Origin of the sequence: Vagococcus penaei (genome assembly GCF_001998885.1) — a bacterium.
GTDB lineage: Bacteria > Bacillota > Bacilli > Lactobacillales > Vagococcaceae > Vagococcus > Vagococcus penaei.
The window spans coordinates 652,842-671,476 of record NZ_CP019609.1 but is presented as its reverse complement, the minus strand read 5'-3'; the positions used below and the strand labels follow the sequence as shown (position 1 = coordinate 671,476).

General features: G+C 34.5%; 14 protein-coding genes. 10 read left to right on the top strand and 4 right to left on the bottom strand.

What is annotated here, in order from left to right:
• Nucleotides 1–60 precede the first annotated feature (60 nt).
• From BW732_RS03205 to eno, 6 genes are all read left to right on the top strand, one after another.
• On the top strand, nt 61–1,098 hold the full coding sequence (locus tag BW732_RS03205; protein ID WP_077275436.1) for a sugar-binding transcriptional regulator: 1,038 nt from the start codon (nt 61–63) through the stop codon (nt 1,096–1,098).
• A 43-nt stretch (nt 1,099–1,141) separates the two neighbouring features.
• Nucleotides 1,142–2,146, top strand: coding sequence for a type I glyceraldehyde-3-phosphate dehydrogenase (gene gap / locus BW732_RS03200; protein WP_077275435.1), 1,005 nt, complete (start codon nt 1,142–1,144; stop codon nt 2,144–2,146).
• Between the two features lie 98 nt (nt 2,147–2,244).
• Nucleotides 2,245–3,432 carry a phosphoglycerate kinase gene (locus BW732_RS03195; protein ID WP_077275434.1) on the top strand — a complete coding sequence of 396 codons (1,188 nt, stop codon included), beginning with the start codon at nt 2,245–2,247 and terminating at the stop codon, nt 3,430–3,432.
• 29 nt (nt 3,433–3,461) lie between these two features.
• The gene (gene tpiA / locus BW732_RS03190; RefSeq protein WP_077275433.1) at nt 3,462–4,217 is read left to right on the top strand and encodes a triose-phosphate isomerase; all 756 of its coding nucleotides are present in this window, start codon (nt 3,462–3,464) and stop codon (nt 4,215–4,217) included.
• A gap of 1 nt (nt 4,218) precedes the next feature.
• Nucleotides 4,219–5,745: a 2,3-bisphosphoglycerate-independent phosphoglycerate mutase gene (gpmI, locus tag BW732_RS03185; RefSeq protein WP_077275432.1), complete on the top strand. Its 1,527-nt coding sequence runs from the start codon at nt 4,219–4,221 to the stop codon at nt 5,743–5,745.
• A gap of 110 nt (nt 5,746–5,855) precedes the next feature.
• A complete protein-coding gene (gene eno / locus BW732_RS03180; RefSeq protein WP_077275431.1) occupies nt 5,856–7,151 on the top strand; it encodes a phosphopyruvate hydratase in 1,296 nt (431 codons plus the stop codon).
• Nucleotides 7,152–7,326: 175 nt separating this feature from the next.
• On the opposite strand, the gene BW732_RS03175 is transcribed toward eno, so the two are convergent.
• Entirely contained in the window at nt 7,327–8,259 is a 933-nt protein-coding gene (locus BW732_RS03175; RefSeq protein WP_077275430.1) for a helix-turn-helix transcriptional regulator, read from the bottom strand.
• A 97-nt stretch (nt 8,260–8,356) separates the two neighbouring features.
• Between BW732_RS03175 and BW732_RS03170 the strand changes: the two genes are divergently transcribed.
• Complete coding sequence (locus tag BW732_RS03170) at nt 8,357–8,995, top strand: DJ-1/PfpI family protein (RefSeq protein WP_077275429.1); 639 nt, start codon at nt 8,357–8,359, stop codon at nt 8,993–8,995.
• 205 nt (nt 8,996–9,200) lie between these two features.
• A complete protein-coding gene (locus tag BW732_RS03165) occupies nt 9,201–10,406 on the top strand; it encodes a serine hydrolase (protein WP_077275428.1) in 1,206 nt (401 codons plus the stop codon).
• Between the two features lie 69 nt (nt 10,407–10,475).
• On the opposite strand, the gene BW732_RS03160 is transcribed toward BW732_RS03165, so the two are convergent.
• Nucleotides 10,476–11,348 (bottom strand): helix-turn-helix domain-containing protein, encoded by an 873-nt coding sequence (locus BW732_RS03160; protein ID WP_161485504.1) that lies wholly within the window; start codon nt 11,346–11,348, stop codon nt 10,476–10,478.
• A 90-nt stretch (nt 11,349–11,438) separates the two neighbouring features.
• The gene (locus BW732_RS03155; RefSeq protein ID WP_077275426.1) at nt 11,439–12,770 is read right to left on the bottom strand and encodes an aminotransferase-like domain-containing protein; all 1,332 of its coding nucleotides are present in this window, start codon (nt 12,768–12,770) and stop codon (nt 11,439–11,441) included.
• Nucleotides 12,771–12,888: 118 nt separating this feature from the next.
• Here BW732_RS03155 and BW732_RS03150 point away from each other — a divergent pair, with 118 nt between their 5' ends.
• The gene (locus BW732_RS03150) at nt 12,889–13,815 is read left to right on the top strand and encodes a DMT family transporter (protein WP_077275425.1); all 927 of its coding nucleotides are present in this window, start codon (nt 12,889–12,891) and stop codon (nt 13,813–13,815) included.
• Between the two features lie 39 nt (nt 13,816–13,854).
• Here the strand turns inward: BW732_RS03150 and BW732_RS03145 are convergent, their stop codons facing one another.
• The gene (locus BW732_RS03145) at nt 13,855–14,415 is read right to left on the bottom strand and encodes a hypothetical protein (protein ID WP_077275424.1); all 561 of its coding nucleotides are present in this window, start codon (nt 14,413–14,415) and stop codon (nt 13,855–13,857) included.
• Between the two features lie 391 nt (nt 14,416–14,806).
• Between BW732_RS03145 and BW732_RS03140 the strand changes: the two genes are divergently transcribed.
• On the top strand, nt 14,807–18,523 hold the full coding sequence (locus tag BW732_RS03140) for a SpaA isopeptide-forming pilin-related protein (protein WP_077276856.1): 3,717 nt from the start codon (nt 14,807–14,809) through the stop codon (nt 18,521–18,523).
• Nucleotides 18,524–18,635: the final 112 nt, after the last annotated feature.

The following is an 18,635-nucleotide window of genomic DNA, read 5'->3' as shown; positions in this document are numbered from 1 at the left end:
TGCTTGGGTCGTAAAAAGTCTACGTTGGACAAAAGATGACCAACATGAAGGGGTATCGTAATGAATCGTGATGTAGAGATGTTAGAACGCATTGCTCCTGATATTATCCAAGTGGTGGAAGAAAGATTTCGTATTTTAAGAAACATTTATTGGATGCAACCCGTTGGAAGACGAACATTGTCTATAAAAATGAATGTAACTGAACGTATTTTACGAACGGAAACAGAGTTTTTAAAACAACAAAACTTTATAAATGTGTCTAAAAGTGGAATGACATTAACTGATGAAGGGTTAGATGTTTATCGAGGTCTGGAGTCATTTATTGAAAGCCACTCAGGGATGCGTAAAAAAGAGCGAAAACTAGCCGAACGCTTGGGTATTGCCCATTGCGTCATAGTATCTGGAGATAGTGATTCTGAGTCTAAAGTTCTTGAGAGTTTTGGGCCGATTGCAACAGATATTTTGGCAAGTCATCTACCAGATGGCGATAATATTATTGCAGTAATGGGTGGTACTACCATGGCAACACTTGCTAAAAATATGCAAGAGCTAGAAACACCATCACGGCATAATTTATTCGTACCAGCTCGAGGTGGAATTGGCGAAACAATTAATATTCAAGCTAATTCAATCAGTGGTATGATGGCTGAAAAAACTGGTGGCGATTTTAAAGTCTTATATGTCCCAGAGCAAGTCAGTCATGAAACGTATGAAATTCTATTACAAGAGCCAACTGTTCAAAGAGTATTGCAATTAATTGATAATGCTAACTGTGTTATACATAGCATTGGACAGGCATTAAGAATGGCTAAACGAAGAGGGATGACTGAGGAAGGCTTAAGCATGTTGAAAAATAATCATGCGGTGGCTGAATCATTTGGTTACTTCTTCAATGAAGACGGAAAAGTTGTTTACAAAATTCCGCGTATTGGTCTTCAATTAAAAGACCTTGAAAATATTCCGTATGTCTTAGCAGTTGCAGGTGGTAAACATAAAGCCAAAGCAATCCAAGCATACATCAAAAATGCTCCTTCACAGACGTGGCTAATAACCGATGAAGGTGCTGCAAATCAGATTTTAAAAGAGGAAACTCTTTAAAATAAATAAATTTTTTTCGATTTTCTAAAGGAGGAAATCTTACATGACAATTAAAGTAGGTATTAATGGTTTTGGACGTATCGGACGTTTAGCATTCCGTCGTATTCAAGATGTTGAAGGAATCGAAGTTGTTGCAATCAATGACTTAACAGATGCAAATATGTTAGCTCATTTATTAAAATATGATACAACACAAGGACGCTTCCAAGGTCAAGTTGAAGTTCATGATGGATTTTTCAGAATTAAAGGCAAAGACATCAAAATTACAGCTAATCGCAACCCAGCTGAATTACCTTGGGGAGAATTAGGCGTAGATATCGTCTTAGAATGTACTGGTTTCTTTACTTCTAAAGAAAAAGCTGAACTACATTTACAAGCTGGAGCTAAACGCGTTGTTATCTCTGCTCCTGGTGGTAACGATGTACCAACAATCGTTTACAATACTAACCATGAAATCTTAACTGGTAAAGAAACAGTTATTTCTGGTGCTTCATGTACAACTAACTGTCTAGCTCCAATGGCAGATGCATTAAACAAAAACTTCGGTATCGTTGAAGGTTTAATGACAACTATCCATGCTTATACTGGAGATCAAATGACATTAGATGGTCCTCATCCTAAAGGAGACTTCCGTCGTGCCCGTGCAGCTGCTGAAAATATCGTTCCTAATACAACAGGTGCTGCTAAAGCTATCGGTTTAGTTATCCCTGAATTAAATGGAAAATTAGACGGTGCTGCTCAACGTGTGCCAATCGCTACTGGTTCTTTAACTGAATTAGTAACTGTTTTAGACAAAAAAGTTACTGCTGAAGAAGTTAACGAAGTAATGGCTAAAGCTGCTAACGAATCTTACGGATATAACGAAGACGAAATCGTATCTTCTGATATCGTAGGTATGACTTACGGTTCATTATTTGACTCAACTTTAACTAAAGTAATGACTGTTGGCGACAAACAATTAGTTAAAACTGTTGCTTGGTATGATAATGAAATGTCATACACTGCTCAATTAGTTCGTACGTTAGAATATTTTGCAAAATTAGCTTAATCTCTCAACATTAGTGTTATTGATTTTAACTAATAGAAGCGGGGAAGCAGTCACGCTTCCTCGCTTTTCTTTTGATAAATTTTAGGAGGTCATGGAACATGGCAAAAAGAACTGTAGAAGATTTAGATTTACGTAATAAAAAAGTCCTAGTACGTGTTGACTTTAATGTGCCGATTAAAGATGGTGTTATCACAAATGATAACCGTATTGTAGCGGCATTACCTACGATTAATTACATTATCGACAACGGCGGAAAAGCCATTTTATTCTCTCATTTAGGTCGTGTAAAGACTGAAGAAGACAAAAAAGGGAAATCTTTAAAACCAGTTGCGCAACGTTTATCTGAATTACTTGATAAACCGGTCACATTTGTTCCTGAAACTCGAGGCAAAGAACTAGAAGAAGCAATTGCTAATATGCAAGATGGCGATGTATTAGTTGTTGAAAATACTCGTTTTGAAGATATTGATGGTAAAAAAGAAAGTAAAAACGATCCTGAGTTAGGTAAATACTGGGCGTCATTAGGTGATGTATTTGTTAATGATGCGTTTGGTACGGCACACCGTGCACATGCTTCAAACGTAGGTATTGCATCTAACTTACCATCTGCTGCTGGTTACTTGATGGAAAAAGAAATTAAATTTATTGGTGGCGTTGTAGAACACCCAAATCATCCGTTTGTTGCTATTTTAGGTGGTGCGAAAGTATCAGATAAAATTGGTGTGATTGAAAACTTAATCGAAAAAGCAGACAAAATTTTAATTGGTGGTGGAATGACTTATACATTCTACGCTGCTCAAGGTCGTCGTATTGGTAAATCAATTTGTGAAGAAGACAAAATTGAATTAGCTAAATCATTATTGATTAAAGCAAATGGCAAAATTGTCTTACCTGTTGATACTGTATGTGCACCTGACTTTGACAATGATGCACCAACTGAAATTCACGAATTAGATATTCCTGATAACTTAGAAGGCTTAGACATTGGACCAAAAACAATTAAATTATTCACTGAAGAATTACAAGGTGCTAAAACAGTTGTTTGGAACGGACCAATGGGTGTCTTTGAATTACCAACATTTGCTAAAGGGACAATTGGTGTCTGTGAAGCAATCGCTAATTTAGAAGATGCAACAACTATTATCGGTGGTGGTGATTCTGCTGCTGCAGCAATCCAATTAGGTTTTGCTGATAAATTCACACATATTTCAACTGGTGGTGGCGCTTCTCTAGAATATCTAGAAGGTAAAAAATTACCAGGTGTCGAATCAATTTCCGATAAATAAGAAACTCAACTTAAGAAGGAGACGTTAACATGCGTAAACCAATTATTGCAGGTAACTGGAAAATGAATAAAACTGCTGCTGAAGCAAGTGAATTTGCTAAAGCAGTTGTCAATAAAGTACCATCAAATAGTGTCGTAGACTCTGTTATTGGTGCACCAACATTATTTTTAGCTGATTTAAAAAATATCGCTAAAGGTTCTGACTTAAAGATTGCAGCACAAAACTGTTACTTTGAAGAATCTGGAGCCTTCACAGGTGAAACGTCACCAGCTGCTTTAGCTGACTTAGGAATTGATTATGTTATTATTGGTCATTCTGAACGTCGTGAATATTTCCATGAAACAGACGAAGACGTTAACAAAAAAGCTAAAGCTATTATTGCTGATGGTATGACACCAATTATTTGTTGTGGTGAAACTCTAGAAACGTATGAAGCTGGCAAAACAGCATCATGGATTGAAAGCCAAATTAAAGGTGCTTTAGCAGATTTAACACCAGAACAAGTGTCTAATCTTGTTATTGCTTATGAACCAATTTGGGCAATCGGTACTGGTAAATCAGCCGATGCAACAATTGCTGATGATATTTGTGGCGTTGTTCGTCAAACTGTTGCTAAATTATATAGCCAAGATGTTGCTGATAAAGTACGTATTCAATATGGTGGTTCTGTCAAACCAGAAAACATTGCTGAATACATGGCAAAAGACAACGTTGATGGCGCATTAGTTGGGGGCGCAAGCTTACAACCAGAATCATTCTTAGCATTATTGGAGGCTGTAAAATAGTATGAGTAAATCACCAGTTGCAATCATCATCCTAGACGGTTTTGGTCAACGTGATGAAGTTGTGGGTAACGCGGTTGCTCAAGCTCATAAACCAAATTTTGACCGTTATTGGGCAGAATTTCCACATAACACATTAAAAGCATCTGGTCTTGACGTTGGACTACCTGAAGGACAAATGGGTAACTCTGAAGTTGGACACAGTAACATCGGTGCTGGACGTATTGTGTATCAAAGTTTGACACGTATTGATAAAGCTATTACTGATGGCGAATTTGAGACAAATGAGGCATTAAATAATGCCATTCAATACGCATTAGACAATAACTCTAGTTTACATTTATTTGGTTTATTATCTGATGGTGGTGTTCATAGTCATCAAAACCATCTATATGCGTTATTAGAATTAGCTAAAGAAAAAGGTGTTAAACAAACCTTTATCCATGCTTTCTTAGATGGCCGTGACGTGGCACCAACTTCTGCTGTTGATTATATGACAGAACTAGTGGCATTTATCACTAAACTTGGCTATGGCGAAATCGCAACTGTTTCTGGTCGCTTCTATGCGATGGACCGTGACAAACGTTGGGAACGTGTGGAAAAAGCTTATGACGCAATTGCTGAAGGTAAAGGCGTTATGGCAACAGATCCAATCGAAGCCATCAAAGCATCTTATGAAAGTGATGTGACAGATGAATTTGTATTGCCAATCGTTATCGAAAAAGATGGTCAACCAGTAGGAACTGTTAAAGATAATGACGCTGTTATTTTCTTTAACTTCCGTCCAGACCGTGCGATTCAATTATCAAATGCCTTTACAGACGTTGAATGGGAACATTTCGCAAGACATAATCATCCACAAAACGTTAAGTTTGTGACGATGACATTATATAATCCAAGTGTCGTTGCTGAAGTTGCTTTCCCACCAATTTCAATGAAAAATGTTATTGGTGAAGTCTTATCGAACGAAGGATTGGCACAATTACGAATTGCTGAAACGGAAAAATATCCACACGTAACATTCTTTATGAATGGTGGGCGTAATGAGGAATTTCCGGGTGAAAGTCGTATTTTAATCAACTCACCAAAAGTTGAAACATATGACTTAAAACCTGAAATGAGTTGTTATGAAGTCACAGATGCATTAGTTGCGGACATCGAAGCAGATAAACATGATGCGATTATCTTAAACTTTGCAAACCCTGATATGGTAGGTCACTCTGGTAAATTAGACGCGACTATCAAAGCCATTGAAGCGGTAGATGAAAACTTAGGTCGTGTCGTTGATGCTATTTTAGCTAAGGACGGATATGCCGTTATTTTTGCTGACCATGGTAATTCTGAAACTATGACAACACCTGAAGGCAATCCACACACTGCTCACACAACAGTGCCTGTTCCTGTCATTGTGACGAAAAAAGGTGCGACATTGCGTGATGGTGGTCGTTTAGCAGATATTGCCCCAACAATGTTAGATTTATTAGGTGTCGCTAAGCCTGCTGAAATGACTGGTGACTCTTTAATTAAATAAACAAACTTTCAATTTGTGTTGAAAGTTACAATGAAAATCGTTAGAATAGAACTATGGAATGTGTTTCATTCCTTAGCTATAAAACAATATCCTAAAGGAGAGAAAAAACAATGTCAATTATTACTGATATTTATGCTCGCGAAGTCTTAGACTCACGTGGTAACCCAACAATCGAGGTAGAAGTTTATACAGAAAGCGGTGCGTTCGGTCGCGGTATGGTTCCTTCTGGAGCTTCAACTGGTGAATACGAAGCCGTTGAATTACGTGACGGAGACAAATCTCGTTATTTAGGTAAAGGTGTTTTAAAAGCTGTTGATAATGTAAACAACATCATCGCTGAAGAAATTATTGGATACGACGTTAGAGATCAAATGGCAATTGATAAAGCTATGATCAAATTAGACGGAACTCCAAATAAAGGTAAATTAGGAGCTAACGCTATTTTAGGTGTATCTATTGCTTGTGCTCGCGCAGCTGCAGATTACTTAGAAGTTCCTTTATACCACTACTTAGGCGGATTTAATACTAAAGTTATCCCTACTCCAATGATGAACATCATCAATGGTGGTTCTCATGCTGATAACAGTGTTGATTTCCAAGAATTCATGATTATGCCTGTAGGTGCTCCTACATTTAAAGAAGCTATCCGTATGGGTGCTGAAGTATTCCATAACTTACAAAAAGTATTAAAAGCTAAAGGCTTAAACACTTCTGTTGGTGATGAAGGTGGATTTGCTCCTGATTTATCATCTAACGAAGAAGCACTTGAAGTTATTATGGAAGCTATCAAAGCTGCTGGATACGTTCCAGGCAAAGATATTCGTTTAGCAATGGATGCTGCTTCATCAGAATTCTACAACAAAGAAACTGGTTTATATGATTTAGCTTCAGAAGGTCGTTCTTTAACTTCTCAAGAAATGGTATCTTTATATGAAGACTACTGTGCTAAATACCCAATCATCTCAATCGAAGATGGCTTAGATGAAAATGACTGGGAAGGATTCAAACACTTAACTGAAAAATTAGGTAAGAAAATCCAATTAGTTGGTGACGATTTATTCGTAACTAATACTGAAAAATTAGCTCGTGGTATTGAAGAAGGCATTGCTAACTCAATCTTAATCAAAGTTAACCAAATTGGTACTTTGACTGAAACGTTTGAAGCAATCGAAATGGCTAAAGAAGCTGGCTATACTGCTGTTGTTTCTCACCGTTCTGGTGAAACAGAAGATACAACAATTGCTGATATCGCTGTTGCAACAAACGCTGGTCAAATCAAAACTGGTTCTGCTAGCCGTACTGACCGTATTGCTAAATACAACCAATTATTACGTATTGAAGACCAATTAGGTGAAGTTGCTGAATACAAAGGTTTAGCTTCATTCTACAACTTAAAAGATAAATAATCGTCTTCGCTTAGCATATTAATGCATTCCAATGGAATTAAAACTGTCCGGACGTAAAGACTCTCTAGGTGACTAGGGGGTCTTTTTTTGTCTACACATGTCATTAATTAATTTATAAATAAAGCAGTTTTTGTGTTGTTATTATCAGTGATTACTCATCATTTTATATAGTGAATTAGTTATTATACAGTCTAGATATATTAGCTAATTTTCGTTTTAATTCGGAACGAATGTGTAATGGCTCTAGACATTCACATTGTTCTCCAAAACTTAAAAGAATACCATAGTGATAATCGTTTTCGATGAATGGAAAATTAACAATATAGTAATTATCACTATCGGAAAAGAAATTAGTATAATCGCAATAATCGAGTAGTCGTTCTATAATTGTTTCGTGAATACGAAGTTTAATAGTGACTTGTTGTTCGGTCAAAATTTCTGTGGCATTTAAAAGTGGTCTTTGATAGTCTTTTGGGATAAACCCAATATTTTCTACTATAAGTTGCGATAGGCGAGTCAATTTAAATAAGCGAAAATCATCTCGTTCATAGCAATAACCATGAAAATACCATTGGCCATTTTTTAAAATGAGTTGATAAGGTTCAACTTGACGTTTAGTTGTTTGACCTTTGTGATTAATGTATTCAAATGAAAGTAATTTATTTTCTTTTAAGCCTAATTTAATCATGTTAAGATACGACGTTAGGTCTCTATGTTCTATCCAATCGCTAAAATCGATGTGTATCTGCTCTATTTGTGAGTGGGTACTTTCTATTTTATCTATTGGTATCAAACTTTTGATTTTTGCGAGTGTATGTGTAAATTCGTCATGTTTCATCACACTAGGAATGTTAGAAATTCCCATCAATAGAGTTGTTAGGTCAGCATCGGAAAAAGTATTTTTATCCAACTTATAATTTTCCATGATTTCAAATCCTCCACCAACACCTGAAGTGGAATGGACTGGAATTCCCGCCATACTGATAGTTTCTATATCACGATAAATTGTTCGTGTAGAGACTTCAAACATATCTGCTAATTCTTTTGCACTTATTCTTTTTTTATCGATAAGTGTCATAATAATACTAACCAACCGATTAACTTTCATGTGATACCCACCTTTTAATAATTTTGGTATTGTTGCCATAATGATGTCAACATTAGACAAGTATAATAATAACAGAACCAACAAATGGAGGGAAATTATGAAAACAATTTATATTTACGTACTAGATACATTAGCAGACTGGGAGATAGGCTATGTGACGTCAGAGCTAAATTCTAGGCGCTTTTTTAAAGAAAATGCATCTTTATTAACAATTAAACTGGTTAGTCATTCAAAGAAAGAAATAAAAACAATGGGAGGAATCAAAATTATCCCTGACTGTCTAGTTGAAGATATGGAAATCAATGATCATACGGTATTGTTATTGCCAGGAGCCGATACATGGAATGATTCTAAACATGTAGATGTCATTCGAAAGGCTAGCGAACTACTTTTGGCTGGAGGTATAGTGGGAGCAATCTGTGGAGCGACAGTCGCTCTAGCAAATTTTGGATTATTGAACGAATATTCACATACTAGTAATGGCGTAGAATTTTTAGAAATGTTTTGTCCTATTTATACTGGACAAAAATTATATATAGATAAATCATCTGTATCTGATAAAAATCTGATTACCGCAGGTTCAACAGGGTCATTACTGTGGACAAAACAAATTATTGACACGTTGGGTGTTTTTGAACACGCTACATTAGACGCCTGGTATGCCTATTTTAGTACAGGAAAGTCTAATTATTTTTTTGAGCTGATGCAAACATTACCATCTGAGGACCAGTTATAATTTTTTGGTTTATAGATGTCGTTTCGTGTAGCAATCATATTACGCCATAGTAAAGTGAATTTTAACTGATTAATTTTTTGTCCTGACTTATATTGAATTTAATAAAATAACGTAATTATTATGTTATACTAAATAATTGATAGACAAAATATCAATTGAAAACGATTTAAGTTAAAAAATTAAAGAAAGATGTGACTAAAAAGGAATGGCTAAAAAAGGATTTTTGTTATTTGGAACGGTATGCTTATTAGGGGTTGGATGTGGTGTTGGACTCTTTTCATTAATCAATCCACTCGATGAAAAAGAAACACGTGCAGTAAAAGTTGATAAAGTTATCCACGTCAAAAAAGAGGTAACAAAACAGTCCAGTCAACCAGAAATATTAGATAAAACAAATTCATTATTTGATTCTCATCAAGTTGTCGGCGAAGCAGTTTACCCACGTTTAAATATAGATGGGTCGAAAATTAGTGAAAATATCATGCCTATGGGAACGGTTGTTTCAGTTAAACCCGTACCAGAAAATGATGAATGGGTTGAGATTGTGAGTGACCCACCAAAAGGCTTTATTGAGAAAAGACTACTGACTGCACGTCAAGAACATATTGCAGCACGTGAAGCAAAACGACAAGGCAATTTATCACCATTAGAATTAAAGGCACAACTTGATGCCCAAATTACTGATTTTTTAGCCAAAAATGGTGGTGATGTCAGTATTTATTTAGAAACAGTTGATCAAAAATTTTCTTACCATCATAATGGTGACAAAGTCAATCGTACGGCAAGTAGTATCAAGTTACCATTTATTGCTTATTTGATGACGCTAGCAGACCAAGAGGCGATTGATTTGACGACCGAATTAACATTTTTAGAACATAATCGCATGGGTGGAACGGGAATTATCCAGTTTGAACCAGCTGGAAAAAATTATACACTTAAGCAATTAGCAGAATTAACGATTCGTTATAGTGATAATATTGCCTATATTATGTTACTTAATCATCTAGGTGAAGCGAATTTTATTAATTTTTTAGCAAAACTGGATGCAAATTCGCCAAATAATCGGGTATTTTCGACTGCTCGTATTTTAAGTAAATCTATGGCATATGTCCATCAAAAGCAAGAAAAAAATCAAGATAGCCACATAGGAACATTATATGATTGGTTACAGCAAAGTACTTTTGATGATGGCGTTGCTGTTGGCCTTCCTGGTGTGAATGTATCACATAAAACTGGTTGGATGCCAATGTACATGGTAAGTAATGATATCGCTCTTGTACATGATAAAGAGCGCCCTTACTACATAACGATTATGACAAACGGCTACAATGATGCGTATAGTGAAAAAGCTATTTCGGATTTAAGTAAGCTGATTGATGACCAGTTACTACAATTGAGTCATCACGAATAATATCGAAGACTGAATAAAAGAACATTCTAGCCATTTCCTTCTGCTAGAATGTTCTTTTATTATAAAAAATTAATGTGAAAAATCAAGATTTTGTGGAGCGTCGGGTACAAAGTCACTTGGTCGTTTTCCAGTAGTTGGAACAGTAAACGGCACAATTTGAAAGTTAGTGTGTTTTAGCCAAACTTTACCAGAACCTTGGAGGTAAAGTCCAATATTGATAATATCGGCTTCTTTTGGTACATCTAAAACCGTCTCATAAAAATTCCACTCGCTTGTTCCAGTAATCGCTCGGTCAGGCATATCATCAAAAGCTAGCATGTCATAGTAAGCAGAGTCCATTCGCATCCATAATCCACAAGATTTAGTCACGTGTTCTGACTTAATAAATCCAGAGAATTTGACACGTTTTTCAGTAAAATTGTGTGCTTTAAATTGTTGCATGACTGTACCATAACCATCAGAAGTCAGCGAGTCAATAGAACTCAATAGAATCGAGTGTTCAGTGATATGCGCAGTCTCTTTATCGAAGGCTAGTTGATAATTTTTTGGGTGGCTTCCTGATTTAAACCAACCGTTAATAGTCGTTGTCATAAGAATCGCTCCTGTCTGTAGTAAATGTGAAGTGTGCTTGCGATAAAGCGATGGTGGCAAATGATAGTGTGCTTTAAATGCTCTTGAAAAACTTTCTTGCGTGTGAAAATCGCATCTAAAAGCTATTTCTAAAATAGGTAAAGAAGTGTGTGTCAATAATGCTTTCGCTTGTTGTAATCTTTTTTGTCGGATATAAGCAAATAACGACATACCGACACTATCTCTAAATAGTCTTTGGAAATGAAAAGGTGAATAGCCAATATAGGTAGCAACCGACTTAATATTAGGATGTTCAGCGATATGTTGATGTATATAATGGATGGCACGCTGAATATCTGGTGAATAATTCATGTGTTTTGACCTCCTTTCATTAAAGATTAACATAGAATTTTTTTGATTTTTTGATTTATCTTGCGACATTTATTGTAACGAGTGAGTCATTTAATATGTTGTTACTAAAGAAAGTATTTTAGATAGGCCCTGGGTAATTTGTTGCGGTGTAACGTTAAACAATTCAATGCCATAGATAGCCCTATTTGGTACTTTATTTGGTAAATAGTGTCGGTTTAACGAGGCGAGTTTAATATTTTCAGCAGCAAGTTTTTTTAAAAACAAGCTATTTGGTAAATCTTTTGGTAATTGTAGAAATGTTTTTGCAGACGTAAATTGTTGAATAGGAATAACGGATTGATTTGGTTGTGCTAGTACTGTTTGTTTAAACGCATTATTTTTCTGTACTAAGAGTTTTTTTAGATGATTAATATGTGCATCAAACATCTGTGATTTGATATAAATATCAAGTGCAGCTTGTGAGAAAATTGCACTATCAATCTCCATCAGTGAGCGATAGGCTTGAAAACAAGCAACAAGTTTTTCTGGTAAAAGACAGGCACCAATTCTCAAACCAGGAAACATAATTTTTGAAAAACTCTTGAGATAAATGACGCGATTATCGGTATCGTAATAATGTAGCGGTAAGTTATTTGTTTCAATAACATAGTCCGCTAAATAATCATCTTCAATAATATAAACATCGTATTTTTTTGCTAATGCTACTAGTTGTTTTTTCTCATTTTCGGAATAAGAGAGACCAAGTGGATTAGACAAACGAGAGGTTGTGTAAAAAAATTTAATCTCGTTCTCACGAAAAATTGTTTCTAATTGTTCAAAATCTAGCTCAGATGCGTCACGATTAATTGTGATAAAAGGATGTGATTGAATTGATAGTAACGAGAGCATGAGATGATAAGAAGGTGATTCAATCAAAATAGTGGCTTTTCTATTAGGAAATGTCAGTTGACTCAGGATAAATAATGCTTGTTGGGTGCCAGTCGTAATGAAGACGGAATCTTCATTAGTATAAATATGACGACCAGCCAACCATTTTGTCAGTGTTGTAATCAAAGCTGGTAAACCTTGTGAACTTCCGTAAATGAATAAGTCTTTTTGATAATTATGAACCGCTTGTTTAAGACATGATTGAAAATCAGCATAAGGAAAATTAGCCCAGCTCAAATGTTGTGCAGAAAAGTCAATATGGTCGTCAATCAAAGGGGTAACTAATTTATCAGTTTGTATAATATAGTAACCACTACGATTTTTAGCATAAATTAAGTTATCTTCAACTAAAAGTGCCATAACTTGTTGAATAGTTTGTATGCTACATTCATAAGTTTTAGCTAGAATTCTGAGGGAGGGAAGTTTGGTACCTTCATTATAATTATTGGTTAAAATATCTGTTTTTAGTTGTTGGTAGATAGTTAAATACTTCATCTTATTGCTCCTTTTAGTCTGTACCGGTACAGATGCTGTTTTGTGTTATTGTATCGTATCTGACTAGACCATACAATAAAAGTAGTTACAGAAAGTAATTTGTAGGAGGAAGTGTAGGATGACACACCATATAAAGGCGTATCTGGCATTAATTGGTCAAATTAGTATTGTTGGTTTATCTTTTTTATTTGTTAAGGAAGGGCTTCGGTACACTGACCCTTTTACACAATTGTCTCATCGATTTATTATCGCCAGCATCGGAATGCTAGTTGTTTCAATGGCGACTAAACAGCAGTCGACAGTGACAGTTAAGAAAATGAAAGACTTATTTCTATTAGGTATCTTTTACCCAGTATTATTTTTTTCTTTGCAAACATTGTCATTGCAAGATATTAGTACACTGGATGCGGGGATTATTAATGCTTTAAATCCAATTATTTTGCTTGTTTTGGCAATATTTTTATTAAGAGAACGTCCATCTAGTCAACAAAAAATGGTCATGGTACTCTCTTTTGTTGGTATTTTAGCAATTAATTTAAGTGGGCAACAAGGTAATGCAACGTTCAATCTGTTTGGAATGGTATTAATGTTTTTATCTGTTTTATCCTCAGGAATGTATACAATAACAGCGCGGAAAATAGCTGAAAGCTATTCAACAATTGAAATGACAAAGTTTATGTTACTATTTGGAGCAATCGTATTTACTGTGATTGCTTTTGGTCAGAGATTATTTGGACAAGTAACAACAAGTTATATAGAGCCACTTGTCATTCCAAACTATCTCATCACAATTCTTTACTTGGGATTATTATCGTCCTTGTTAACGTCTGCTTTGTCTAATTACGCTTTGCATCACGTCAAAGCATCCGTTGTAGCATTATTTAGTAACTTAACACCAATTATCGTTATTCTATCTGGAGTACTAATTTTAAAAGAACCGATAAAAATGTACCAAGTTGTCGGTATCTCCTTGATTATTATGCCAATTTTAAGTTTAGCTTTATTGAATCAATTTCACAAAAAAACACGCTCTAGCGAAAGCTGAAGTGTGTTTTTTTGTGAAATTCAAAAGTTAAATACTACTTTATATCTTAATATCTGAGATAGAATCACATCGATTTAGAATTTGGTACAAGGCCATGATTAACTTATCTAGTTCATATACAGCGGTAATATAATCTTCAGATGATGTTAAGAGAGGATGATACAACATTTGATGATTATATTTGCCTTCATTTAAACCGATTGTATAAAAAACTAAATCAAGGTGTTCAATTTTTTGGACATGGTCAAATTCATCTAAAATAAGTTGACCACTAATACTTTCGCAACTAGACAAGTCTAGGGGTTTATTATTAACATTGACTTGAAAGCGAATAAGTTCGTCATAAGCAAAGATTTCTAATTGCCCATCAAATTTAAATAGTTGATGTCGATCATCGAGTTTTAGTTGTGTTACAGTCTGTGTTGGGCTAAATAGTTCTTTACGGGTATGATTACGCGTTTCAATCGCTTGAACATTGAGAGTTATTTTCTTATTCTCATGAATAATCGTGTAAAATTTCCAAATAATAAACAAAACAATAACAGAAATAACAATCGTTATACTTATTTGAGGCTTGATAAAGCTTAATATAGGCATCACATAAAAAACCTCCAGTTAAAAATTATCCTTTTTTTCAGTATACCACGACAACATAAAATTAAAAACTGTTCATTATAAAAAACCTGAATTAAAAACGCCTTCTTTTTGTCAAATTTTTAGCTTTGTATTAAAAAAAATCGATTTACTACTATTTAATAGAAAGCTAAAAATCAAAAAAAACAATTATAACTTTTTGAAAAAACTATTTAATATACTTAAATAGTTTATAAGTTCTTTATTTCTATTTTTTCACATCATTGGAAAAAAATAGAAGGTGTTTTTTTTAAAGGTATCTATTATACTATGGTTTGGATAATACCATCTAGTTTCTATTTACTATAAATAGAGCTATTTTAATGGTGAAAATAGATAAAAAAGGAGAAAATTTATAATGAAACAAGTAGTAAGAAACATCGTAAAACTGACGATGCTCATTTTTGCGACGGTGACTTTCTTTGGTTTGTCTAGTCAGACGGCAGAAGCTAAAGAAGTGAACGAGGTTGTTAAAAATCTTGAGATTTTGACACAAAATGACAGTAGTATTACGCCGGGAGAAGAAGTTGTATTAACAGGTAACTGGCAATTACCAGATGATGATGAGCATAAGTCTTACACATCAGGTGATTTTTTTACGATTAAATTACCTAAAGTACTAGAAGTCAGCGGTGATCCTGTTGAGTTAGTAAGTAATAATGGTAAAGTGGTATATGGTACTGGTATTTACGATAAGAGTACACATCAGTATAAATTCACTTTTTCAAAAGCTATTGATGGTAAGTACAATCGTCGTGGGGGCTTTAGTTTTTCTACAACCTTAAGTAAGAATGTTAAACCTGAAACTAAAGAGACAATTGAAGTGACAGCAGGCAAACAGGTTGAAAAAATTCAAGTGACAATTGCTAAACAGGCTTCTAATCAAAAAGGCACGTATGCTTATCAATATTCTGATAATATGTTTAAAACTGAAGATCATAATAAAAATAAGTCTCAAGAAAAGGGTATAAAACCAAAAGATGGCGAGTATCCTTGGTATATTGCTGTAAATAAAACTGCTAATCCAAATATGAATAAATTAAAATTAGTTGACACTGTAGGGAAAGATAGTCGATTACTAAAAAATAGTATTAAAGTCTATGAGAACTATGGTAATGATAAATTAACAGATGTTACATGGAATGGACAAAAAAAACGCGATATTACGAAATTTGTAGATATAAAAGCAACAGATCATGGTTTTGAAATAACTCTACAATCGAGAATTGTTGATGAAAAAGAGAAAATTAGAACCTATTTCCATATTTTTTATAGTACTGAGTATACAGGTATAATCGGTAATAAATGGGTGCCTTTAGATAACACAGCAACCTTGGTTGACTATCAAACTAATGAACCAGTTGGAAAATTATCTCAAGCAAAACAACAAAAATTTATTTCAAAAGGTTGGGGAGAAGCTTCTGATGGAATTGCTAATCTAACTGTTACAAAAATTGATGAGGAAACTGGAAATCCTTTAGAAGGAGCTGAGTTTGAGCTTTACAAAGGGAAAAAAGAGCCAGGAACACTTGTGACTCAAAATCAAGCAGGTGAGCCATTAAACTTAGTTTCTAATAAAGATGGACAAGTGACAGTGAATAATCTTCAACCTGGACCTTATTATCTGAAAGAGAAAAAAGCACCTAGTCAGTATCAAAAATCAGATGATATAAAAATAATTTTTTTACGCAATGAATCTGATGAAACAATAGAATTTAGTAATAAGAAAGAAGAGCTAGGTCAAATTACTGTTGACAAAGAATGGAAAGGTAATGTCTCTAAGGATGAAAAAGTAGCAGTTCAATTTGGTTTATGGAAAAAAGGTGAGGACAAACCTTTGATGATTAGAACTTTGGATGCTGGCAATAAATCTTTAGTCTTTGGTGAATTAGCGTTAGACAATGACTATATTGTAAAAGAAATAGTACCAGAGGGTTCGTCTTTTTCAGTTGATAAATCAGCTGAAACAGTTACATTAACTAAAGAACAAAAGACTGGTAACGTGACATTTATTAATACGATTGAAGAAAAAATCAAGACAACTGAAGTAGCAGTTGAAAAAGTTTGGGATGTGCAAACAAAAGATTTAATCAAACCAGTAGAAGTTGCTATTACTAAGACTGTTGATGATAAAACATCAGATGTTAAAACAGTGACATTGAATACAGATAATGAATGGAAAACAACCGTTAAAGACTTACCAACAAGTGAAAAAGTCGAAGGTAAATTAGTCCCAGTTGCTTACGGTGTTAAAGAATTAACAGTATCGAAAAAAATCGAAACAACGATTACGGGAGATGCCACAAAGGGCTTTACAATTATCAATAAAGAAAAACAAGGTACGTTAGAAATCATCAAAGTTGATGCTAATAACAAAGATAAAACACTACCAAGTGCGACCTTTGAAATTACAGGACCAGATGGTTACCAAGAAAAAGCAACAACTAGTAAAGATGGAAATATTGTCTTAAGTGGTTTAGCGTTTGGTGATTACAAAGTCAAAGAAACAAATGCACCAGAAGGTTATGAGTTAAGTAAAAAAGTTTATGATGTTCGTGTAGAAGAAGATAAAACAGGCGAGAACGTCGTCCAATTAGTGGTAGAAAACAAATCTAAATTGGGTACGTTAGAAATCATCAAGGTTGATGCTAATAACAAAGACAAAACATTACCAAGTGCGACCTTTGAAATAACTGGACCAAATGGTTACCAAGAAAAAGCAACAACTAGTAAAGATGGAAATATTGTCTTAACTGGTTTAGCGTTTGGTGATTATAAAGTCAAAGAAACAAATGCACCAGAAGGTTATGAGTTAAGTAAAAAAGTTTATGATGTTCGTGTAGAAGAAGATAAAACAGGTGAGAACGTCGTCCAATTAGTGGTAGAAAACAAATCTAAATTGGGTACGTTAGAAATCATCAAGGTTGATGCTAATAATAAAGATAAAACATTACCAAGTGCGACCTTTGAAATTACAGGACCAAATGGTTACCAAGAAAAAGCAACAACTAGTAAAGATGGAAATATTGTCTTAAGTGGTTTAGCGTTTGGTGATTACCAAGTCAAAGAAACAAATGCACCAGAAGGTTATGAGTTAAGTAAAAAAGTTTATGATGTTCGTGTAGAAGAAGATAAAACAGGTGAGAACGTTGTCCAATTAGTGGTAGAAAATGCTCCTATTATTGGTTCATTTCAACTAGTTAAAGTTGACAAAGAGACGCGTACAAGATTGCCAGGGGCAACGTTTACTTTAGTTGATGCATTAGGAAATGAAAATCAAAAAACAACAGATGAGAATGGTCATATTGAATTTGCTAATCTATCTGTAGGTCAGTACAAGTTGTATGAAATCTCTGCTCCAAAAGGATATATTATTGATCAAGATTACTTTAATGTTAATATTGATTTAGCTAATGGTGGGGTTACCGTGACAATTATTAATCCAACGACAAATAAAAAAGTTGGTCGTAATTCAGAAGGATATATTATTGATAATACGAAAGAACAAAAAACGACACCAAGTACAACACCAAGTACTGTAACTACTACAACGATTGAGACGACAGCTTCAGTTGATGTAGATGTTATTGAAGTAACTGATACTACAACGACAAGTGACCAGTCAAGTGAAACAACAGATTCAACAACTACAGCAACAAGTAGTACGGAAGAATTAGAAGTTGATCCAGCAACAACAGATTCAACAACTACAGCAACAAGTAGTACGGAAGAATTAGAAGTTGATCCAGCAACAACAGATTCAACAACTACAGCAACAAGTAGTACGGAAGAATTAGAAGTTGATCCAGCAACAACAGATTCAACAACTACAGCAACAAGTAGTACAGAAGAATTGGAAGTTGATCCAGCAACAACAGATTCAACAATTACAGCAACAAGTAGTACGGAAGAATTGGAAGTTGATCCAGCAACGATTGATTCAGGTAAAGGTACTAAGAATCAAAAAATGTTACCAAAAACAGGTGAAACAACGAATTATCTACTTGTTTTAGTTGGTGGTCTATCTATGTTAGTGGCACTATTTATTTTAATGCGCCAAAAGAAATATAATTAAGGTTACCGTTTAAGGTCATAGTAGTTGATACTATGGCCTTTTTTGTTTATCTTGTTGTCAGTCGTGAAACCTGTTACAATACGTGTGTCTAAATTTTAATGAGAAAGGAGAT

Coding starts and splice junctions, on each gene's coding strand:
- BW732_RS03205 (WP_077275436.1), top strand. CDS start 61: ATGAATCGTGATGTAGAGATGTTAGAACGCATTGCTCCTGATATTATC.
- gap (WP_077275435.1), top strand. CDS start 1,142: ATGACAATTAAAGTAGGTATTAATGGTTTTGGACGTATCGGACGTTTA.
- BW732_RS03140 (WP_077276856.1), top strand. CDS start 14,807: ATGAAACAAGTAGTAAGAAACATCGTAAAACTGACGATGCTCATTTTT.
- BW732_RS03165 (WP_077275428.1), top strand. CDS start 9,201: ATGGCTAAAAAAGGATTTTTGTTATTTGGAACGGTATGCTTATTAGGG.
- BW732_RS03155 (WP_077275426.1), bottom strand. CDS start 12,770: ATGAAGTATTTAACTATCTACCAACAACTAAAAACAGATATTTTAACC.
- eno (WP_077275431.1), top strand. CDS start 5,856: ATGTCAATTATTACTGATATTTATGCTCGCGAAGTCTTAGACTCACGT.
- BW732_RS03195 (WP_077275434.1), top strand. CDS start 2,245: ATGGCAAAAAGAACTGTAGAAGATTTAGATTTACGTAATAAAAAAGTC.
- tpiA (WP_077275433.1), top strand. CDS start 3,462: ATGCGTAAACCAATTATTGCAGGTAACTGGAAAATGAATAAAACTGCT.
- BW732_RS03170 (WP_077275429.1), top strand. CDS start 8,357: ATGAAAACAATTTATATTTACGTACTAGATACATTAGCAGACTGGGAG.
- gpmI (WP_077275432.1), top strand. CDS start 4,219: ATGAGTAAATCACCAGTTGCAATCATCATCCTAGACGGTTTTGGTCAA.
- BW732_RS03150 (WP_077275425.1), top strand. CDS start 12,889: ATGACACACCATATAAAGGCGTATCTGGCATTAATTGGTCAAATTAGT.
- BW732_RS03160 (WP_161485504.1), bottom strand. CDS start 11,348: ATGAATTATTCACCAGATATTCAGCGTGCCATCCATTATATACATCAA.
- BW732_RS03175 (WP_077275430.1), bottom strand. CDS start 8,259: ATGAAAGTTAATCGGTTGGTTAGTATTATTATGACACTTATCGATAAA.